Genomic DNA, 19,377 nt, shown 5'->3' with positions numbered 1-19,377 from the left:
GTGATGGCCCAGGCACACTGCCACGGCCCGAATCCCGGCGCGGACCTCCCCCAGCACGCGACCAAGGTCGTCCTGGTCGGCAACCCGAACGTGGGGAAGTCTGCGGTCTTTCATGCCCTGACGGGCATTTATGTTGAGGTTTCCAACTACCCCGGAACCACGGTGGACATCGCGTCGGGCCGCATGGGAGACCTGGGCATCTTTGACACCCCGGGCGTGTACGGCGTCTCCGCGTTCAACGAGGAGGAGCGCGTCGCCCGGGCGATGATCCTTGAGGCGGACATCGTCGTCAACGTCGTCGACGCCGCGCACCTGAGCCGCGACCTGTTCCTGACGCTGCAGCTCATCGACATGGGCTTTCCGGTGGTCGTGGCCCTGAACCTGATGGACGAGGCCAGGGCCAACGGGCTGCAGATCGACGTGGAGAAGCTCTCGGAAGAGCTGGGCGTGGAGGTGATTCCCACCGTCGCCGTCCGGGGCGAGGGCATCGACGCGCTGAAGGCGGCCATCGGGCGGGCCCGGCGCGGCCGGCCCACGCCGGAGGTGGCGAGCCGGCTGCCCGAGGACCTCAGGCCTGCCGACGGGGTGCTCTGGCTGGAGGACGACCCCGAGACCTGCGCCCGCACCGGCCGGGAGGCGCCCGGACTGCGGGAGGAGATCTACCGGGCCCGCCGGCGCCGGGCCGACGAGATCGCCGAGCGGGTCATCTCGGAGGCCGACACGGGCGCGAGTCTCGCCACGCGGCTCGGCCGCCTGGCGCTGCATCCGGTCGGGGGACTGGTGATCCTGGCCGGCTTCCTGTGGGCGATGTACCAGGTGCTGGGCGTTTGGGTGGCCCAGACCGTCGTGGAGGTCACCGAAGGGGTCTGGATGGGCGAGTACTACGTGCCCTGGATGACCGGCCTGGTGACCCGGTTCATCCCGGAGACGTCGTTCCTGGGGCAGGTCCTGGTGGGCGAGTTCGGCCTGCTGACCATGACGGTGGCCTACCTGGTCGGCCTCCTCCTGCCGCTGGTGCTGGGGTTCTACCTGTTCCTGGCCCTGGCCGAGGACTCGGGCTACCTGCCGCGGGTCGCGGTGCTGGTCGACCGGCTCATGAACTTCGTGGGCCTCAACGGCCGGGCGATCATCCCGACCATCCTGGGCTTCGGCTGCGTCACCATGGCGACGGTGACCACCCGGCTCATGGGCACCCAGCGGGAACGGACCATCGCCACGTTCCTGCTCTCGCTGGCCATCCCTTGCTCCGCTCAGCTGGCCGTGATCACCGTCATGCTGGCGCCGCTGGGCCCGGCCTATCTCTTCACCTTCATCGCGGTCCTGCTGCTGGTCTACGGCCTGGCCGGCGTCGTGCTGAACCGGCTCCTGCCCGGCCAGTCGTCGGACCTGCTCATCGACCTGCCGCCGCTGCGGTTCCCCCGTATCAAGAACGTGCTGCAGAAGACCTACCTGAAGACCCGGAGCTTCCTGGCGGAGGCGTGGCTCTTCTTCGTGGCCGGCGCCCTGCTGATCTCCGTCCTGGACCAGACCGGCGCCCTGGCCGCCCTGGCCAACGGCCTGGCCCCGATCACGGAGGGCTGGCTCGGCCTGCCGCGGGAGGCGGCGCAGGCGTTCATCATGGGCTTCGTCCGGCGCGACTTCGGCGCCGCCGGCCTGTTTGACCTGGCGCTGAGCGCCCACCAGACCATGGTGGCCGTGCTGACCATCACGCTGTTTACCCCGTGCATCGCGTCCATCATGATCATCCTCAAGGAACGCGGGCGGCGGCAGGGGGCCGCGATCTGGGTGGCTGACGTCGCCCTGGCCATCCTGCTGGGCGGGCTGTTCCACCGGATCCTCGTCTGGTAGGGAAAGGAGAGATGCCCATGGCCGCGGCCACCTGCGACCCCCGGGGCACGTGCCCCCGCTGCGGTTACGAGAACGGTCCCGGCGAGGTGCGCTGCCTGCGCTGCGGCCAGGCCCTGGCGGTGCCCCGGGGATGCTCGGGGCAGTGCACCAGCTGCCTGATCGGCGCCCTGACGCGGCCTCCCGGACCGCGGGCCGGAGGCGGCAGAACGAAACCCTGACGGGAAACGTCTATAATATTAGGAGAGGATGGCACGCCGAAATCCGGTGCGGGGGGGCGTGAACTGTGGAGACGCTGAGGTTGCTGGTTCTGCTTCTCTTCGTCGCGGTGCTCTACCTGATCTACCGGGTGCACCGGCTGGAACAGCTCCTGAGCGGGCGGATGCCCATGCCCCGGCCGAATCGCCGGGGCGGACGGCCCGGCAAGGTGGTCCCCCTGCTTCGGGAGGACATTCCGCCCGGTCCGTTCGCATCCCGGCCCGGCCCGTCGGATTCCGACCGTGAGCCCTGATGCAGCCCGGCCCGGCCGCCCGGTGCGGCCGGGCCTTTGCGCGCCCGCCGCCCGGCGGGAGCAGGAAAAACGTGCAGGTGCGGCGAATTGCGCGCGAGAACAGCGACGGGGTTCCGGGGGGTGTGGGCATGCCTCGCAGACTGCCGGATGACGTCGCCGCGGTGACCGGCCTGCACTGGAGCGGGCGGATTGCCATGGCGGCGCTGTCCGCTATTGCCGTGGCCGCGGCGTTCTTCGGATGGCTGCTCACACACCGCCCGCCGATGTGGTCGCCGACCTGGTGGTGTGCGGCGCTCGGCTCCGCTGTGGGCCTCGCGCTCACCTTCACCGCCTTCTGGCGCGTCTATACGACCCTGCCCTGGCTGCCGTGGGCCTTTCTCGTCCTGGACGGGGTGGCGGTGCTGCTCTTCTGGACCGACCTGACGTCACCCTTTGGGCCGCTGCTCCTCCTGCTGCTCTCCGCGGTGGTGGCCGGCCGGTTCCGCAAGGGCTACCTGATGCTGCACATCTGGGTGATGCTCGCGGCCCTGGTCGGCGCCGGAGCGCTGGGGACCGACGGGGTCAGCCTGCTCTTCCTGATCTCCGGGCTCGCCGGCGTGATTGCCGTCATCCGGGCCATCTACCTGCGCTTCCGGGAGCAGGCCATCCAGACCGACCACCTCCGGCGGCTGATGGAGCTCCTGCCGGTGCTGAAGGCCCGCGGGGTGGAGGACGTGGTGCAGGCCGCGGTGCGCCACATCGTGCGCGCGACGGGCAGCCGCACCGGCGTGGTGCTGCTCCTGGATGAGGAGGCGCAGGTGCTGCGCCCCCATTACGTCTACAGTGAACCGCCGCTTCCGCCTGAGGAGAAGGAGGCGATCATGAACACGTCCATCGAGGTGGGCGTGGGGCTGTCCGGATGGGTGGCCAAACACGGCCAGGCGATCCTCAGCAACGACGCGGCCCGGGATCCCCGTTCCCTGCTGGTGCCCGGCACCCCGCTGGAGGACGAGTCGATCCTGGTGGTCCCGCTGATTGCGGACGGCCGGCTCTACGGCGTGCTGCGGGTCGACCGCCAGGGCGTGAACCAGTACTCGCTGAGCGACCTGCACCTCCTGGAGCTGATGGCGGCGCACGTCTCCGACGCCATCTCCCGGGCCAAGCTGGAGGAGCGGCTGGCCCGCCGGGATGCGCTCACGGGCGTCTACAACCGGCACTACCTCAACGAGTGGTCGCAGCACGCGATGCAGAACGTGCGGGAGGTGTCGGTGCTGCTGATCGACCTGCGCAAGTTCAAGGAGGTCAACGACCGCTGGGGGCACCTCACCGGAGACCGGGTCCTGCAGCAGTGTGCGGAGCTGATCTCCGGCAGCGTGCGTTCCGGCGACCTGGTGGTGCGCTACGGCGGCGACGAGTTCCTGGTGGTGCTCGCCGACACCAGCCGGTCCGAGGCGGAGATGATCGCCGCCCGGCTGCAGCAGCGGGTGGCGGAGTGGAACGCCCGGCAGGGGGAGGACGAGCCCAAGCTGATCCTGGACATCGGCGTGGACACGGCGCCCCAGTCGGAGTGGCAGCAGCTGCTGGATCGTGCCGACGAGCGCATGTACGCCTGTAAACACAGCTGAGCCGTGACGGCAGGCGCCGTCACGGCTCTCGGTCATCACGGGCCGTCTGCGCTGTCCCCCAGCGCCGCCTGGACCTGCGGAAGGTACCCGGCGGCTGGGGCGCCTTCGATCAGGTCGGCGATGACCTCCGCTAGCGCGGGGATCGCCTCCGCCTGCTCCTGGTTCACCGCCCGGGCGATGGCGAGGTGGGCCAGGGCCAGCACGTAGCCGGCCTCGGCGTCAAAGCCGGGGGCCACCGCCACATCGGTCCGCGCCATCCGGCCCCGGTCATCCCGGCCGTAGAGCGGCCAGAGGAGCCCCTCGGCGTCCAGTGCCGCCAGCTCGTTGTGAAACTGCTCGAACCAGTCCTCGTCGTTTCCGGCCCGGTCCAGCCGCAGGAGCAGCTGCTGGATGCGCCGCGCCGCGAACTCCTTCCCGTCCAGCTCCGCGAGCGTGGCCGCCGCGAGCCCGATACCCAGCCACCAGTACGCCTCGGCCGGCAGCGGCCGCCCGTACGACGCCGCGGCCTGCCTGAGCAGCTCACCGCCCCGGAGCAGATCGATTCCCTCGTGTGATTCCGGCAAGCGCCATCCCTCCGCAGGTGAAGCCATTGCCTATTTAGTCTGAGGCAGGTGTGCGAGGGGCACTCCTAGAATTGTAGCGTGTCCAGTTTCGATGTGAGGGGTGAAGGGGTGTCGTACCGAACGGTGGCCGGCCGCGCCCAGGCCGAGATCGTCATCCGCAAGTCGCGCTTCATCGCCCACGTGGCCCCGGTCGCTTCGGAGGAGGCGGCATGGACCTTTATCAACGAGATCCGCGCCGCGCATGCACAGGCGACGCACAACTGCTTCGCCTTCACCGCCGGAAACGTGCAGCGCATGTCCGACGACGGCGAGCCCAGCGGTACGGCCGGGCGCCCCATCTTCGAGGTCCTGGAGAAGCAGGGGCTGTCGGACACGGCGATCGTGGTCACCCGCTACTTCGGCGGCATCCTGCTGGGCGCCGGCGGGCTGGTGCGCGCCTACTCCCAGGCGGCCGCAGCGGGGGTGGAGGCTGCAGGCGTGGCCGAGGCGCTGCCTGCCGTGGACCTGCGGATTCAGGTGGACTACGCGCTGCTGGGCAAGGTCCAGTACTTGCTGCAGCAGCACGGCGCCCTCACGCTGAACACCGACTTCGGCCAGGAGGTCGTGATCGACTTCCGCGTGCGGGAAGCCGACCGGGACCCCGTGGCCGCGGCCATCGGTGAAGCCTCGGCGGGGCGCATCCACGTCCAAGAGATCGGGACCGCGCTGGTCGGGCCCGACCTGCAGCCGATTCACCGGGACTAGGCTGCAGATGGGGTCCAAAGACCATACCGCGCGGCCGCTGTTCCCGGTATAATGTAAACCGTGTTTCCGTGAGAAGACCTGTTAAGGAGGGCTTTTCTTGCACCTCCCCGCGTCTGTATTACGTCGTCGTGTGTTCGCCACCGCCCTGGCCGCGCTGGTAGCCAGCGGCGTGGGCATGGCCGCCCGCCCTCAGGCGGTGCCGGCTTCCACACCGGAGCCGTCCGAGCCTGAGGACACCGCGGAGGCGGCATATACCCCGGAGACCTTTTACGGACCCCCGGTGCCGGAGGGCGTCGAGGCGCTCGCTGCACTGAAGCGGGCGCCCGCTGCCGAAGCCGAGGCCGCCGGGGCCGAGGAGCAGCAGCCCCGGCCGAAGGTGATCACCTACACGGTGGTCGAAGGCGACACGATCGAGGAGATCGCCCTGCGGCACGGCGTGTCCACAGAGACTCTGCTGTACATCAATGACATGTACGCCGACGATATCCTGCACATCGGGCAGGAACTGCTGATTCCCACGATGGATGCCCTGGTATACACTGTCGTCGAGGGCGATACGATGTGGGGCGTGGCCGACGCGTTCGACGCCGACTTCGACGAGATCGTCGCCGCCAACCCGGACGTGAACGCCGACGCGCTGCAGCCGGGCGACATCCTCTTCGTGCCCGGAGGCACGCCGCCCTCCCGCCGCACGATGGTCGCCAGCCGCGGCGGCTCGCGCACGCCCGCGGCCACGGGCAGCTTCGCCATCTGGCCGGTCTGGGGCGAGGTCACCGACTGGTTCGGCTGGCGCGTCCATCCCGTCACGGGCGTCTGGCACCTGCACGACGGGATCGACCTGAACGCGCCCACCGGCACGCCCGTGGCGGCGGTGGCGCCGGGCACCGTCACCACCGCCGGCTGGCTGGGCGGGTACGGCTACGCGGTGAAGGTGGACCACGGCGACGGGATCATGACGATGTACGCCCACCTGAGCGAGGTCGCGGTCTCCCCCGGCGAGTGGGTGGAGACGGGCGAGATCATCGGCTATTCCGGAAGCACGGGCAATTCCACGGGGCCGCACCTCCACTTCACCGTCCTCGTCTGGGGCGAGCCAGTGGATCCGTGGGGGTGGCTGCCCTAGTTCAACAGGGAGGCGGTGGAGATGCGCAGCGAGCAGAAGCGTGTGCTCGTCCTGCTGGGAGCCATGGTGCTGGCGATCGGCGTGATGGGCGCCCGACTCTACCGTCTGACAGTCGTGGAAGCGGCGGCCTGGACGAGCCGGGCTGTCGCCCAGAACTTCGTTGAGCTGCCTGTCTTTGCGCCCAGAGGGGCGATATACGACCGCGACGGCCGGCCGCTGGCGACCAGCGAGCCGGTCTACGCGGCGATCCTGTACGATCAGCGGCCCGACCATGTGGCCCGGATCCTGCCGGAGCTGAGCCGGCTCCTGGCGGAGGGCGACCCGGCCCTGGCGGAGGAGATCAGCGAGTACGTCATGGAGCGGGTGCGGCTGCACGAGCGCTGGGGCCGGCAGGCGGAGGACCTGGTGATCCGCACGGGGCTCTCGCAGTCCACCGTCGCGACGTTCATCGAGCGGCAGGCCGAGTTCCCGGGGGTGGCGATCGTCATCCAGTCGGTGCGCCGCTACCCGAACGGCAAGGTCGCCGGCAACGTGATCGGGTACGTGCAGCCGATCTCCGAGGAGCAGCTGGAGAGCGAGGCCTTCCAGGGCTATCACCCGGACTCCGTCGTCGGCAAGGACGGCATCGAGCTCTCCTACGAAGCCATGCTCCAGGGCAAGGCCGGGAAGAGGGTGAAGGCCGTGGACCCCGCGGGGAACCCGCTGGGCACGGTGGAAGAGGTGGACCCTGTCCCGGGGCACGACCTCACGCTGACCCTCGACCTCGATCTGCAGAAGGCGGCGGAGGAGGCGCTCGTCAGCAACCTGCAGTGGATCGTGGCCCAGAACGACCCGGAGGCGCAGCCCATCCGGGCCTCGCTGGTGGCCCTGGACGTGAAGACGGGCGCGGTGCTGGCCATGGCCCAGACGCCCAGTTACGATCCGAACCTCTTCATCAAGGCGATGACGGTCGGGCTCTCCGCGCAGGAGTACAACGAGAACATCAACGTCCCCGGCTCCCCGCTCATCAACTGGTCGATCCAGGGCTTCGCCCCGGGCTCCACCTACAAGATGGGCGTGGGCCTCGCCGGCGTCAGTACCGGCGTCATCGGTCCGTACGAGACGGTGCACTGCAATACGACGTATTTCCGCGACCCGACCCGGAAGAACTGGTACCCGGTGGACCAGGGGCACCTGGCGCTCGACATGGCCCTGGCGCAGTCGTGCAACCCGTACTTCTACGAGATCGGCCACCGGCTGGGCATCGACGGGCTGGCCGAGTACCTGACGCAGTTCGGCTTCGGCCGGAAGACCGGCATCGACCTGCCGTTTGAGTCCGCCGGCCTCCTGCCCACCGAGGCGTCCTACGGCGACCGGTGGCAGCCGGGCCACGTCTACTCGGTGGCGATCGGGCAGGGCGACGTGCTGGTCACCCCGCTGCAGCTGGCTGTGTACGCGTCGACCATCGCCAACCGGGGCGTGCGCTACGAGCCCTACCTGGTGCAGGAGATCCGCAGCAGCACCGGCGAGGTGATCCGGCGGCACGAACCGGTGGTGGCCGGGACGGTGGAGGCCCCGGAGGAGGCCTGGCGGCAGGTCTTCGAGGGCATGCGCAAGGGCGGCTCGCACCCGCTGGGCACCGCCTACTGGGTGTTCCAGGACTTCCCCGTTCCGGTGGCGGTGAAGACCGGATCGGCGGAGACGGGCAAGTCGTATGCGGACGCGATCACGGTCGCCTTTGCGCCCATCGACGACCCCGAGATTGCGGTGGCGGTCTTCGTGGAGGGCGGCGCCCACGGTTCGTGGGTGGCGCCGGCGGCCCGGGCCGTCTTTGCATCGTACTTTGACATCGATGACAAGGGACCGGCCCGCATCAACAAGGCGGACTGATCCGCAGGCCCCCGGCCCGGCTGGCCGGGGGCCTCGTTGGTGGTGTGCCAGCCCGGTTGGCCCGGAGGCCTCGTTGGTGGTGCGCCCGGCCGTAATCCGAGTGTGCCTATCGGGTGTTGGCCCTAGTGTCGCAGCCCGGCCCGCCCGCTGGAAATACCGGGCGGGCCGGTTTGACACCGGTGGGCCGGCTAGCTAACATGCAAAACGTAAGGATCAGAAAAGGATGTGGGGAGAGAGGGGAGTCGGACAGATGATGACCGTTGCCAACTCGGTCCTGGTCGTGCTTTCCCTGCTGCTGGGCGGGCGGCTGCTGGCGCACTACGGCAGGCGGAAGCGGCCGCATTCGCTCTGGTACGGGGTCGGCCTGATCCTGATCGCGCTCGCCGCGCTGCCCGAGCTGGTCTACGAGCTGACCGGCCAGGTGCCGGCGGTGCTCTGGTGGCTCTACTGGTCCACGGCCAGCGGCTGCGTGGCCTTCCTCAGCGTCGGCAGTGCCTACCTGCTTTCCCAGCGGTTCGGGCAGATCGTCCTGGCGCTGGCGGCCGCGACCGCCGTCTGGGTCATCGCCGCGACGCTGCTCACGGCCGGCACGGGTCCCGAGGTGGTGGCCAGCGAGGCCTTCCGGTCGGCGCCCACGGCGGCGATCAAGCTGCCCTTCCTGCTGCAGAACATCGGCGGTTCGCTGATCATCCTGGTTACGGCCATCCTCTCGTTCGTTCGTACCCGCGCGGCTTTCGCGCTGCTCATCGCCGCCGGCGTGTTCGTGTTCGCCGTCGGCGGCGGCTCGGCCGGTCTGCTGGCGTTCTCGCAGATTTTCGCCTTCACGCAGACCGCCGGGATCCTGCTGCTTTATGCCGGGGTTTCCCTGTCCCTGCGGCCGCGGCCGGGCGCGGCGCAGAGGGCGGCATGAGGCTGTCGAAAGTTATAGTTGGCGAAAATTACGGGCTTGCAATCTGACCCGAAATCCGGTACGATAAAGTTCCGCGATAGGGATCCGGCCCCGCACGGATGCGGGGCCCTGCTGCGAGGGTAGCTCAGTCGGCCAGAGCACTCGGCTGATAACCGAGAGGTCCCGGGTTCGAATCCCGGCTCTCGCACCAGATCCGGTGGGTTGGCGAAGAGGTAACGCGGCGGTCTGCAAAACCGTTATCCGTGGGTTCGAATCCCACACCCACCTCCAGGAAAAACGGAGAGCAGCGGCCCGGAAACCGGGCCTGGCGGCGCGGTGCAGGGCACCGCGCCGCTCCGCATTGGGGGCAAGAGACATGAACCCGATCCTGCAGTCCCTTCACAGCCGCAAGTCGGTGCGGGCCTACGCCGACCGGCCCATCGAGCCCGAGGTGCGGCGGGCCGTTCTCGAGGCCGCGCTCCAGGCCCCTTCGGCCGGCAACATGACGCTCTACTCGATCATCGAGGTGACCGATCCCGCTCTGAAGGCGACGCTGGCGAAGACCTGCGACGACCAGCCGTTCATCGCCACGGCGCCCATGGTGCTCGTCTTCTGCGCAGACTACAGCCGGTGGTTCGGACTGTTCGCCGCTTCGGACCCGGCCACCCGCCGGCCGTCGTACGGCGACTTCCTGCTCGCCTGCTGCGACGCGCTGATCGCCGCACAGAACGCGGTGGTGGCCGCCGAGTCGCTGGGCCTGGGCTCGTGCTACATCGGCGACATCATGGAGAACTATGAGATCCACAAGGCGCTGCTCGGGCTGCCGAAGTATGTGGCGCCGGTGACGCTGCTCTGCTTCGGCTACCCGACGGAGGAGCAGAAGCGGCGCCGGAAGCCGCCCCGCTTCCGGGTGTCGGACATCGTCCACGAGAACCGCTACCAGGTCCGCGACATGGCCGCGATGATCACCGCCCGCAACGGCGTGGCCGGGGCCGAGCTGGCCCGCTGGATCGACGCCTTCCGGCGGCGGAAGTGGGACTCGGACTTCAGCCGGGAGATGTCCCGCTCGGTCAAGGTGATGCTGGACGACTGGACGGGTGTGTAGCCGGGGCTTGAACCGCCGCACGGGGAGCGGCGGTTTTCTGCTTTCATGGGAACCGCAAGTTTTCGACTTGGGCCCGGAGGCGGAAGTGGAAAAGTGGCGGTTCCGGCGCGGCGATGCGGGCGCCGGATGAGGGCGTCCAGATCACTTCGACGCCGCATGCGGGCGTGCAGAGCCGTGTCGCGCGGCCCCCGGGTGCGGGGGAATCCCTGTCCATTACCCGGATCCGCCTGGATTTAAGAAGGGATGTACCTTTCAAATACCGAAATCTCCGCTAGTGGGACGTGAAAGGGGGGCCCACGGTGCAGCGGAGACGGCTCACCGGCCTGCTCGCATCCGGACTCATCCTGCTGACGGCCGCCCTCGCCGGCTGCGGCACAGCGAAAGAGACGCCACCGCCGGATCCTGCGGCCTACGGAGAGGTCCGCATCGCCACGGCGACCACGGCCGGGGTGTACTACCCGGTGGGGAAGGGCATGGCGGAGCTCTTCGCCAGGGAGATACCCGAGCTGGAGACCGAGGTGCTGGTCACCGGGGGCGGGCCGGAGAACCTGCGGCTGCTCTCGGAGGGGAAGGCCGAACTGGCCTTTGTCCAGGCGGGGGTGCTGTACAACGCGCTGGTGGACCCCGTGACCGGCCCGGAGATGAAGCGCGTCATCAGGGGCATGACCTACCTGTACCCCAACGTGATGCACCTGGTGGTGCGGAAAGACGCGGGGATCGAAGATCCCGCCGGCATCGCGGGGAGCCGCTACATCCCCGGCCCCCGGGAGAGCGCGGCGGAGATCAACTCCGCGGAGATCCTCTCCACTTACGGCGTGAAGCTGACCGACACGCGGCTGTTCTACTACCACTACGACGAGTCCGCGGATGCGCTGATCGCCGGCACGGCGGACGGCGCCATGATTCCCGGCGGGCTGCTGACCCCCTCCGTCGTCCGGATGCTGGAATCGGGAAAGGTGAGGATCCTGCCCGTCGACGCCACGGCGGTGATGAAGCAGTACCCCTGGTATGAGCCGTTCACCATCCCGGCGGGGACGTACCCCAACCAGGAGACGGACGTGGAGACCGTCGCCGTCGCCAACGTGCTGGTGGTGCGGGCGGACCTCCCCGACGACCTGGTCTACCGGCTGATGCAGGTGCTCTACCGCGACCCGTGCGCGCTGACGGCATCGCATCCTGCAGCTGTCCTTCGCCTCGAAGAGGCGATGCGGGGCCAGACCGGGGTGATCGAACCGCACCCCGGGGCGGCCCGGTTCCTGAAGGAGGCCGGGGTGCTGGAATGAAGGGCCGGAGTGCTGGAACGGGGGGCCGGAGTGCCGGCATGAGGCGCTGGGGCGCCGTCGTCGGGCGCTGGGGCGCCCAGGTGCAGAACGCCCTGTGGCGGGGGTCCCTGCAGACGCAGAACATCGTCCTGGCAGCCCTGCTGGTCCTGGTGGTGCTGGCGGCCACCGCGGTGCCGGTGATGTTCCTGATCAGCGACACCCTGGAGCAGGAGATCGGCACCCGCGCCCGCGACATCGCCAGGACTTTCGCCGTGAGTCCGGCCCTGCAGGCGGGGTTCGACAGCGAGGACCCGGTGGCGGCCATCGCCCCCATGGCGGATCGCATCCGTCAGTCCACCGGAGCCGATTTCGTCATCGTGATGGACCGGGCCGGCCGCCGGTACGCGGCCAGCGACCCCTCGGAACTGGGAAAGGCCACGGTGGGCCTTGATTACGGGCCCGCCCTCATGGAGGGGCGGGCGTTCTACGCGCGGGTGCACGAGGGGCGCACGCCGGCCCTGGCGGGCGTCGCCCCGGTGTTTCGGCCCGGCGGCGAACTGGTGGGCATGGTGGCGGTGGGTTTTCAGCTGGAGGCCGTCGATCTCTGGATCCGCAGCGTCGTCCAGCGGGTGGCGCTGGCGGCGGCGGTGGGCCTCGGGATCGGCGTGGTGGGCGCTGTGCTGCTGGCCCGCCACACCAAGGCGCAGATGTTCGGCCTGGAGCCCCGGCAGATCGCGGCCCTGCTGGAGTCCCGGACCGCCATCCTGCAGGCCGTGCGCGAGGGGATCGTGGCGGTCGACGGGGAGGGGCGGCTGACGGTGATCAACGACGAGGCCAGCGCGATCCTCGGTCTGCCGCCGGACGCGGTGGGCCGCCCGATGGCCGAGGTGCTGCCCTCCTCCCGCCTCACGGAAATCCTGGCCAGCGGCGAGGCGGTCTTCGACCAGGAGATGATCGTGAACGACCGCGTGGTGGTGGTCAACCAGATGCCGCTGCGCTACCGGGGCCAGCCGATGGGGGCCGTCGCCTCCTTCCGCGACCGGACGGAGCTGCAGCAGCTCGCCGGGGAGCTGAACGCCGTGCGCCGGTACAGCGACGCCCTGCGGGCGCAGGCGCACGAGTTCCGCAACCGGCTGCACGCGGTGGCCGGGCTGATTGAGCTCGGCGCCCTGGATGAGGCGCTGGAGCTGATCATGCGCGTGCAGGGCCAGGAACAGGACCTGCTGGACCAGCTGGTCCGCACCATCTCCGAGCCGATGATCCAGGCGATCATCCTTGGCAAGTACCACCGGGCGGCCGAGCTGCACGTGCGGCTCGAGCTGGACCCGGCGAGCCGGCTGGAGCGGGCGCGGGCCGAGCTGGGCGTGGAGATGCTGGTGACCATCCTCGGCAACCTGCTGGACAACGCGATCGAGGCGGTGGCCGACCTGCCGGAGCCGGACCGCTGGGTCCGGCTGTACCTGAACGACACGGGCCCCACGGCCGTCATCGCCGTGACCGACGGCGGCCCCGGCGTGTCGCCGGAGTTCCGCAGCCGGATCTTCCAGGACGGCTATTCGACCCGTCGGGGCGGTCGCCGGGGCTTCGGCCTGGCCCTGGTGCACCTCCTGGTGAAGCAGGCGGGCGGCCAGATCACCGTCGAGCAGGATCCCAGCCGCTTCTCCGTGACGATCCCGATGGAGGTGGAAGCGTGATCTCCGTGTTGGTGGTGGAGGACGACTGCACCGTCGCCATGGTCCACCGGAGGGTTGTGGAGCGGGTGCCGGGCTTTGCCGTCATCGGCGTCGCCTACACCGGCCGGGAGGCCATCGAGCGGGTGCTGGAGGATCGTCCGAAGCTGGTGGTGCTGGACATTTACCTTCCGGACGTGCCCGGGCTGGAGGTGCTCCGCCGGATCCGGGCGGCCGGGCTCGGCACGGACGTCATCGTCATCTCGGCTGCGCGCGAGCCCGACACGGTGCGGGAGGCGCTCCGGGCGGGGGCCGTCGATTATCTGCTGAAGCCGTTCCGGGTCGACCGGCTGATCGAGTCGCTGAAGGCCTATCAGCGGCGGCTGGCGGAGCTGGAGCGGGAAGGCCAGAAAGAGGTGAGCCAGGCCGAGATCGACCGGCTGCTGGGCCGGCCCCAGCCCGGGGCGGCCGAGCTGGACCTGCCGAAGGGCGTGGACGCCGTGACGCTGCAGCGCATCCTCCACGTCTTCGACGAGCGGCCGCAGGGCCTCACCAGCGAGGAGGTGGCCCGGGCGGCGGGCGTGAGCCGTTCCACCGCGCACCGCTACCTGCGCTACCTCGCGACGACGGGCGAGATCGACGTGGAACCGCTGTACGGGTCGGTGGGCCGGCCCGAGCTGCGCTACCGCAAGCGGGATCAGTGAGCGGGGCGAAGCGGGCCGCAGCGAAGCGTACCGGTACGGCCGCAGGCGGCAGGGGGCCGGGGCGCCTGCCGGTGGAACTATGAGACAAACGAGCCGTATGGGATCAGCGCGGGGAATGGTGCGAAAATAGGGCGCCTGTGAGGCCGCGTCCAAGGAGGATCCCCAGTGGGGGGAATCTTCTTGGATTGGAGGTCAGGACGTATGGCGGCTACCCCGTCCGCACAGGCAAGTTCCGCACGGAAGAACCTCGACCGCAGGATTCTGTGGCTCGTCATCGCCACGCTGGTCATGGTGGTCATCCTCCTGCTGCCCACGCCCGCATCCCTACCCGTCGTCGGACACCGCGCCCTGGCGATCCTCGCCTTCGCCGTCATCCTCTGGGTGACCGAGGCGGTGTCGTACCCGGTGAGCGCAGCCCTCATCATTGGCCTGATTTCGTTGCTGCTCGGTCTGTCACCCAACCCCGACGCCCCCGGCAAGCTGCTGGGCACCAAGTCGGCCCTGAGCTGGGCCCTGGGCGGCTTCAGCAACTCGGCCGGCATGCTGGTGGCTGGTGCCCTCTTCCTGTCGGTGGCCATGCAGGTCACCCGCCTGGACAAGCGCATCGCGCTGCTGATCCTGTCGAAGGTGGGTTCCCGCACCCGGGCCGTCCTCATCGGCTCGCTGCTGGTGGGCATCGTGCTCGCCTTCTTCGTCCCGTCGACGACCGCCCGCGTCGGCGCCATCGTCCCGATCATGCTGGGCATGGTGGCCGCGTTCGGCATGGAGAAGACGTCGCGGTTCGCCGCGCTGCTCATGATCGCCACGACGCAGGTGGCCTCCATCTGGAACATCGGCGTCAAGACCGCTGCCGCCCAGAACATGGTGGCCATCGGGTTCATGGAGGAGGCCTTCGGCATCACCGTCACCTGGGTCCAGTGGCTGCTCTACGCCGCCCCGTGGGCCGTGATCATGACCGTGATCCTCTACTTCATCCTGCTGAAGGTGCTGCCGCCCGAGGTGGAGGAGATCCCCAACGGTCAGGAGATGATCCGGGAGCAGCTGGCCACGCTGGGTCCCGTGACACCGGCCGAGAAGCGGCTCATCGTCATCGCCGCGGCCCTGCTCTTCCTGTGGGCGACGGAGGGCATCGTCCACCCGCTGGACACCACGACCACCACGCTGGCGGCCGTCGCCATCATGCTGACACCGGGCATCGGCGTGATGAACTGGAAGCAGGCGGAGGAGCTGGTCCCCTGGGGCACCATCGTGATGTTCTGCGTGGGCATCTCGCTGGGCACCACGCTGCTCCGGACCAACGCCGCCTCCTGGCTGGCCGACGCCTTCATCGCCGCCACCGGGCTGAAGATGATGCCGGTCCTGGCGATGATCGCCCTGCTCTCGCTGTTCAACATCGTGATCCACTTCGGTTTCGCCAGCGCCACGAGCCTGAGCTCGACCTTGATCCCGGTGGTCATCGCCATGATGACCTCGATGAACCGGCCGGACGTCCCGCCGATGGCGATGGTGCTGATTCAGCAGTTTGTGGTCAGCTTCGGCTTCATCCTGCCGGTGAACGCGCCGCAGAACATGCTGGCCTACGGCACCGGCACCTTCACGGCCAGGGACCTGATGAAGACCGGCGTGCCGCTGACGATCGCCGGTTACCTGCTGATCCTGCTCTTCGCCGCCACCTACTGGAAGTGGGTCGGCCTGCTGTAAGGGCGCCGGGCGGTGGGTTCCGCGCGGAAGGGGGCTATCCGGGCAGCCTGGACTGCCGGGATAGCCCCGTTCGTTTTCCTGTCCGGGTTCACCGTGCCCCGGGTTCATCATCAGCGGATTCACCGTCGCCGGGTTCACCGTGCCCGGGTTCCTCATCCCCCGGTTCGTCGTCGCCGGGTCTGCCGTGCCCGGGTTCGCCGTCCACCGGCTCGCCGTCCCCCGGTTCAGTGTCCCCCGGTTCCCCGTCGCCCGGTTCTCCGCCACCGGGTCCGCCGTTGCCCGGTTCATCGTCGCCGGGATGACCGTCCCCGGGTTCCTCTTCCCCAGGTGCCTCATCGCCGGGCTCCCCGTCCCCCGGCTCCTCCCACACGACCTGTACCGCCACGGGAGCCGACGGCTCGCCGAGGGTCCCGGAGGCCAGGTCGACGGCCGCCACCCGGTAGTAGTACGTTCCCGGCTGCGTCAGCACGTCCAGGTAGGGGGAGGCGGCCACCGTGGCGACGGTGTGCGCATCGTCCGGCGGCGGGTCGGCCCCGGCGCCCCGCAGGATCAGGAACCTGAGGCCCTCGGCCGGCACGTCGCCGCCCTCCGCACGCCAGGTCAGGTTGACGGACCCGGGCTGCGGACCCGGCGAAGCCGTGAGGTCTGCGATCCGCGGCAGGGCCGGCGCCTGCGGCGCGGGTTCGGCGGGCTGCGGCGGCTCAGGCGCGGGGGGCGTCTCCACCACCCGGGGCGGGCCGCCGTCGGGGCCGGGGAAGGCCAGGACCGGCCGCCCGGCCAGCGCCGCGCCCACCACCTGGCGCCAGAGCGCCGCCGGATACGTGGAGCCGTTCACCTCCGGCGGCAGGTAGTGGTCGGGGTCCACCTGGTCGTAGCCGACCCATACGCAGGCCGCGACGTCGGGGGTGTAGCCGGCGAACCAGGCGGCGCTGTTGCCCGAGAGGCCCTCGAAGGCCGGGTCGGGCGGCAGCTCCACCGAGCCGGTCTTGCCGGCCATGGGCCGGTCGATCAGGGCGCCGGTGCCCGTGCCCTGGGTGACGACCGTCTGCAGGATGTCGGTGACGGCATGGGCGGTCTCAGGCTGCATGGCCCGGCGCACGGTGACGGACCTGCCCCGCAGCGCGCGGCCGGCCGCCTCGACCTTGGTGATGGTGTGCGGCTCCCGCCAGACGCCCCCGTTGGCAAAGGCCTGATACGCCGCCGCGACCTCCAGCGGGCTCACCCCTTCGGCCATCGCCCCCAGGGCGAGGGTGAGGTCCCGGTCGGACTCGGCGAAGGGGATGCCCAGCGCCTCCGCGAACGCCTTCGCCCGCTCGACGCCCACCTGGTCCAGGAGCTTGATGGCCGGGATGTTGAGCGAGAGTCTGGCCGCCTCCCGCAGCGTCACCTCGCCCCGGAACTGAAAGTCCCAGTTCTGGGGCTGCCAGCCGTCGAGGTCCATGGGCTCGTCGACGATGATGCTCTCGGCGGTCAGCCCCTCGTACTCGATGGCCGGCGCATACACGACCACGGGCTTCAGCACCGAGCCGGGGGCGATCCGGCCCTGCACGGCCCGGTTCAGGCCGCCGCCGGGCGGGTACGCCCGTCCGCCCACCAGCGCCCGCACCTCGCCGCTGCGCGGGTCCACGGCGGCGAACGCGGCCTCGATTCCGTCCGGCGCGTGGGCGGGGAAGATGCGGGCCGCGAGGCGCGCCTCCGCCGCCTGCTGCATCGCCGGATCCAGGCCGGTGTAAATCTGCAGCCCCATCAGCGCGACCATCTGGGCGTCGAGCCCGTAGCGCTCCCGGAGCTCCGCCCGCACCTGGTCCATGTACCAGGGGTAGGGGTTGTGCAGGTTCAGATCGCCTTCCGCCACGTTCAGGGGACGGGCCTTCTCCGCCTCCGCCTGCTCCGGGGTGAGGTAGCCCGCGGCGACCATCCGGTCCAGCACCAGGTCACGCCGCTCCCGCGCGGCGTCGGGCTCCCGCAGCGGGCTGAAGCTCTCGGGGGCCGGGGCGATGCCGGCCAGGGCCGCCGCCTCGCCCGGGGTCAGGTCCCGGGCATCCTTGCTGAAATAGAGCTGCGCGGCGGCGCCCACGCCGTAGGTGCCATGGCCCATGTAGAGCTGGTTCAGGTAGAGGCCCAGGATCTCGTCCTTCTCGTACCGGGTCTCCAGGAGCAGGGCCAGGACCGCCTCCTGAACCTTGCGGGAGAGGGTCTGGTGCGGCGTGAGGAAGGTGTTCTTCACCACCTGCTGGGTGATGGTGCTGCCGCCCTCGGCGATGGTCCGCTCCCGCAGGTTGGTGAGCAGGGCGCGGGCGATGCCCCGCAGGTCCACGCCCGGGTGCTGGTAGAAGCGGATGTCCTCCGACGCCACGAAGGCCCCGGGCACGTGGGGCGGCAGTTCCGCCACGTCCACCGGGACCTGGTAGACATCGCCGGTGAGGGGCCCGATCTCGCTGCCGTCGAAGGCGTAGACCATCGACGGCCGGCCGGGCTGAAGCCCCTCTGCAGGCAGCGTGGCGAAGAGGTAAACGGCGGAGCCTGCGCACCAGAGCAGCCAGGCGGCGAAGAGCAGCGCCGCGCCCAGGGCTGCCCGGCGGATCCACGGCCATGGCGTCTTCCTTGGTCTCTGCTGCGCGTTGGCGGGATGCGGCATGGGCTCCACCTCCTTAACGTTAAACCGCGAAGAACCCCGGAGCGCTCCGGGGTTCTTCAGGGCCGATCGCTTGTCGGCTCAGGTCTGCAGGCTCCGGCGCACAAGCTCCGGGAGTTAGACGCAGGCCCTCCGGTTTCGGTTCTGCGGCACGCGGCTCCTGCCCTACGCGCCGGTGGCCGCCCCGGCTTCGCCCGCTTCGGTGACGTTGACCAGCTCGAACCGGACGCCCGGGAAGCGCTCGGCCAGCCGCCGGCGGAGCACCTCCGCCACCCGGCCGTACCCCGGCGCCGTGTACAGCAGGTCGATGTAGCCGTACCGGACCCGGTCGGTGAAGGCGCGCACGAAGCCCACCAGCCGCTCGTCCACCCAGGCCGCCTCCACGGCGGACGAGTTGCGCAGCATGCGCGCGGCCGCCTCCGGCGGCATTGCCGCGCCCGGGAGCCCTTCCCGCTGCACATAGTGGACCAGGCGGGTGCGGACCCCGTCGTACTCCACCCCATCGACCAGCAGGTGCCGGTAGTCGTGGCCGCCGGCGGGATGGAAGGCCTCGCCGTCCCAGACCACGGGGCTGATGCCGGTGTTGCGGAAGTTCACCGGCTTCGCCTTCACCGTCTGCTGCAGGAACCGGTTGAGCAGCGCCCCGTGGGAGACGACGATGACCCGCTGGCCGGGATGGCGGCGGGCGATCTCGGTGAGAATGGCCTCGGCCCGCCGGCCCAGCGCCGCGTCGGACTCGACCCCGGGGATGTCGCTCAGGGCCACGCCCGGCCACAGGATCTCGCGTTCGACCGCGGTAAGGCCCTCCGCAGGGCCCATGTCGCGCTCCCGGAGCCGCCGGTCGGTGACCAGCGTGTGGCCGGTCCGCCGGCAGATCGCCTCGGCCGTCGCCCGGGCGCGGGCCAGATCGCTGCTGTAGACCGCGTCCCACCGCTCCGTCGCCATCCGGGCGGCGACCGCTTCGGCCTGCCGCTCCCCCTCGGCGTTGAGGGGGACGTCGACCTGGCCCTGGGCGCGGCCGTCGTAGTTCCAGTCGGTCACACCGTGACGCACGAGCGCGAGGTAGGTCTTCACGAGGCTGCTCCTTCCTTCCCAACGACAGAATACGGTTCCAGTATAAGTCCGGCGTCCGGAATGGTCAAAACCGGCGCC

15 protein-coding genes and 2 tRNA genes are annotated in these 19,377 nt (G+C 70.0%); 14 read left to right on the top strand and 3 right to left on the bottom strand.

All coding sequences use genetic code 11. The features are described from left to right. Positions 1-3 precede the first annotated feature (3 nt). The 3 genes from feoB to ACZ5UM_RS15975 all read left to right on the top strand — a co-directional run bounded on the left by feoB (position 4) and on the right by ACZ5UM_RS15975 (position 3,960). Entirely contained in the window at positions 4-1,848 is a 1,845-nt protein-coding gene (gene feoB, locus ACZ5UM_RS15985; RefSeq protein WP_464845280.1) for a ferrous iron transport protein B, read from the top strand. Positions 1,849-2,146: 298 nt separating this feature from the next. Continuing rightward, entirely contained in the window at positions 2,147-2,356 is a 210-nt protein-coding gene (locus ACZ5UM_RS15980; protein WP_464845279.1) for a hypothetical protein, read from the top strand. Between the two features lie 128 nt (positions 2,357-2,484). Next, on the top strand, positions 2,485-3,960 hold the full coding sequence (locus tag ACZ5UM_RS15975) for a GGDEF domain-containing protein (RefSeq protein ID WP_464845278.1): 1,476 nt from the start codon (positions 2,485-2,487) through the stop codon (positions 3,958-3,960). Positions 3,961-3,995: 35 nt separating this feature from the next. Here the strand turns inward: ACZ5UM_RS15975 and ACZ5UM_RS15970 are convergent, their stop codons facing one another. After that, positions 3,996-4,523 carry a hypothetical protein gene (locus tag ACZ5UM_RS15970; protein WP_464845277.1) on the bottom strand — a complete coding sequence of 176 codons (528 nt, stop codon included), beginning with the start codon at positions 4,521-4,523 and terminating at the stop codon, positions 3,996-3,998. Between the two features lie 108 nt (positions 4,524-4,631). Between ACZ5UM_RS15970 and ACZ5UM_RS15965 the strand changes: the two genes are divergently transcribed. The 11 genes from ACZ5UM_RS15965 to ACZ5UM_RS15915 all read left to right on the top strand — a co-directional run bounded on the left by ACZ5UM_RS15965 (position 4,632) and on the right by ACZ5UM_RS15915 (position 15,590). Then, complete coding sequence (locus ACZ5UM_RS15965) at positions 4,632-5,267, top strand: YigZ family protein (protein ID WP_464845276.1); 636 nt, start codon at positions 4,632-4,634, stop codon at positions 5,265-5,267. Positions 5,268-5,397: 130 nt separating this feature from the next. Further along, positions 5,398-6,390: a peptidoglycan DD-metalloendopeptidase family protein gene (locus tag ACZ5UM_RS15960; RefSeq protein WP_464845275.1), complete on the top strand. Its 993-nt coding sequence runs from the start codon at positions 5,398-5,400 to the stop codon at positions 6,388-6,390. A 21-nt stretch (positions 6,391-6,411) separates the two neighbouring features. Further along, the gene (gene mrdA / locus ACZ5UM_RS15955; RefSeq protein ID WP_464845274.1) at positions 6,412-8,259 is read left to right on the top strand and encodes a penicillin-binding protein 2; all 1,848 of its coding nucleotides are present in this window, start codon (positions 6,412-6,414) and stop codon (positions 8,257-8,259) included. Between the two features lie 250 nt (positions 8,260-8,509). Continuing rightward, the gene (locus tag ACZ5UM_RS15950; protein WP_464845273.1) at positions 8,510-9,169 is read left to right on the top strand and encodes a hypothetical protein; all 660 of its coding nucleotides are present in this window, start codon (positions 8,510-8,512) and stop codon (positions 9,167-9,169) included. A gap of 113 nt (positions 9,170-9,282) precedes the next feature. Next, positions 9,283-9,359: transfer RNA gene (locus tag ACZ5UM_RS15945), tRNA-Ile, on the top strand. 5 nt (positions 9,360-9,364) lie between these two features. Beyond that, a tRNA-Cys gene (locus ACZ5UM_RS15940) sits at positions 9,365-9,439 on the top strand. Between the two features lie 85 nt (positions 9,440-9,524). Beyond that, on the top strand, positions 9,525-10,253 hold the full coding sequence (locus ACZ5UM_RS15935; RefSeq protein WP_464845272.1) for a nitroreductase family protein: 729 nt from the start codon (positions 9,525-9,527) through the stop codon (positions 10,251-10,253). A gap of 299 nt (positions 10,254-10,552) precedes the next feature. Next, positions 10,553-11,536, top strand: a complete 984-nt coding sequence (locus ACZ5UM_RS15930) for a TAXI family TRAP transporter solute-binding subunit (protein WP_464845271.1) — start codon at positions 10,553-10,555, stop codon at positions 11,534-11,536. A 38-nt stretch (positions 11,537-11,574) separates the two neighbouring features. Continuing rightward, positions 11,575-13,209, top strand: coding sequence for an ATP-binding protein (locus ACZ5UM_RS15925; RefSeq protein WP_464845270.1), 1,635 nt, complete (start codon positions 11,575-11,577; stop codon positions 13,207-13,209). Continuing rightward, a complete protein-coding gene (locus ACZ5UM_RS15920) occupies positions 13,206-13,889 on the top strand; it encodes a response regulator (protein ID WP_464845269.1) in 684 nt (227 codons plus the stop codon). The genes ACZ5UM_RS15925 and ACZ5UM_RS15920 overlap by 4 nt, the downstream gene beginning before the upstream one ends. A 201-nt stretch (positions 13,890-14,090) precedes the next feature. Further along, positions 14,091-15,590, top strand: a complete 1,500-nt coding sequence (locus ACZ5UM_RS15915; protein WP_464845268.1) for an SLC13 family permease — start codon at positions 14,091-14,093, stop codon at positions 15,588-15,590. Positions 15,591-15,678: 88 nt separating this feature from the next. On the opposite strand, the gene ACZ5UM_RS15910 is transcribed toward ACZ5UM_RS15915, so the two are convergent. Continuing rightward, positions 15,679-18,228 (bottom strand): transglycosylase domain-containing protein, encoded by a 2,550-nt coding sequence (locus tag ACZ5UM_RS15910; protein ID WP_464845267.1) that lies wholly within the window; start codon positions 18,226-18,228, stop codon positions 15,679-15,681. 162 nt (positions 18,229-18,390) lie between these two features. Next, positions 18,391-19,299: a histidine phosphatase family protein gene (locus ACZ5UM_RS15905; RefSeq protein WP_464845266.1), complete on the bottom strand. Its 909-nt coding sequence runs from the start codon at positions 19,297-19,299 to the stop codon at positions 18,391-18,393. Positions 19,300-19,377 lie beyond the last annotated feature (78 nt).

The sequence above is a fragment of the Symbiobacterium ostreiconchae genome, from assembly GCF_055396975.1.
The sequence above is the reverse complement of the archived record's forward strand: the minus strand, read 5'-3'. Positions and strand labels throughout refer to the sequence as shown.

Bases quoted from the DNA above. Each gene is read 5' to 3' on its own strand.
- ACZ5UM_RS15950 (WP_464845273.1), top strand. From the start codon at position 8,510: ATGATGACCGTTGCCAACTCGGTCCTGGTCGTGCTTTCCCTGCTGCTG.
- ACZ5UM_RS15975 (WP_464845278.1), top strand. From the start codon at position 2,485: ATGCCTCGCAGACTGCCGGATGACGTCGCCGCGGTGACCGGCCTGCAC.
- feoB (WP_464845280.1), top strand. From the start codon at position 4: ATGGCCCAGGCACACTGCCACGGCCCGAATCCCGGCGCGGACCTCCCC.
- ACZ5UM_RS15935 (WP_464845272.1), top strand. From the start codon at position 9,525: ATGAACCCGATCCTGCAGTCCCTTCACAGCCGCAAGTCGGTGCGGGCC.
- ACZ5UM_RS15915 (WP_464845268.1), top strand. From the start codon at position 14,091: ATGGCGGCTACCCCGTCCGCACAGGCAAGTTCCGCACGGAAGAACCTC.
- ACZ5UM_RS15925 (WP_464845270.1), top strand. From the start codon at position 11,575: ATGAGGCGCTGGGGCGCCGTCGTCGGGCGCTGGGGCGCCCAGGTGCAG.
- ACZ5UM_RS15910 (WP_464845267.1), bottom strand. From the start codon at position 18,228: ATGCCGCATCCCGCCAACGCGCAGCAGAGACCAAGGAAGACGCCATGG.
- mrdA (WP_464845274.1), top strand. From the start codon at position 6,412: ATGCGCAGCGAGCAGAAGCGTGTGCTCGTCCTGCTGGGAGCCATGGTG.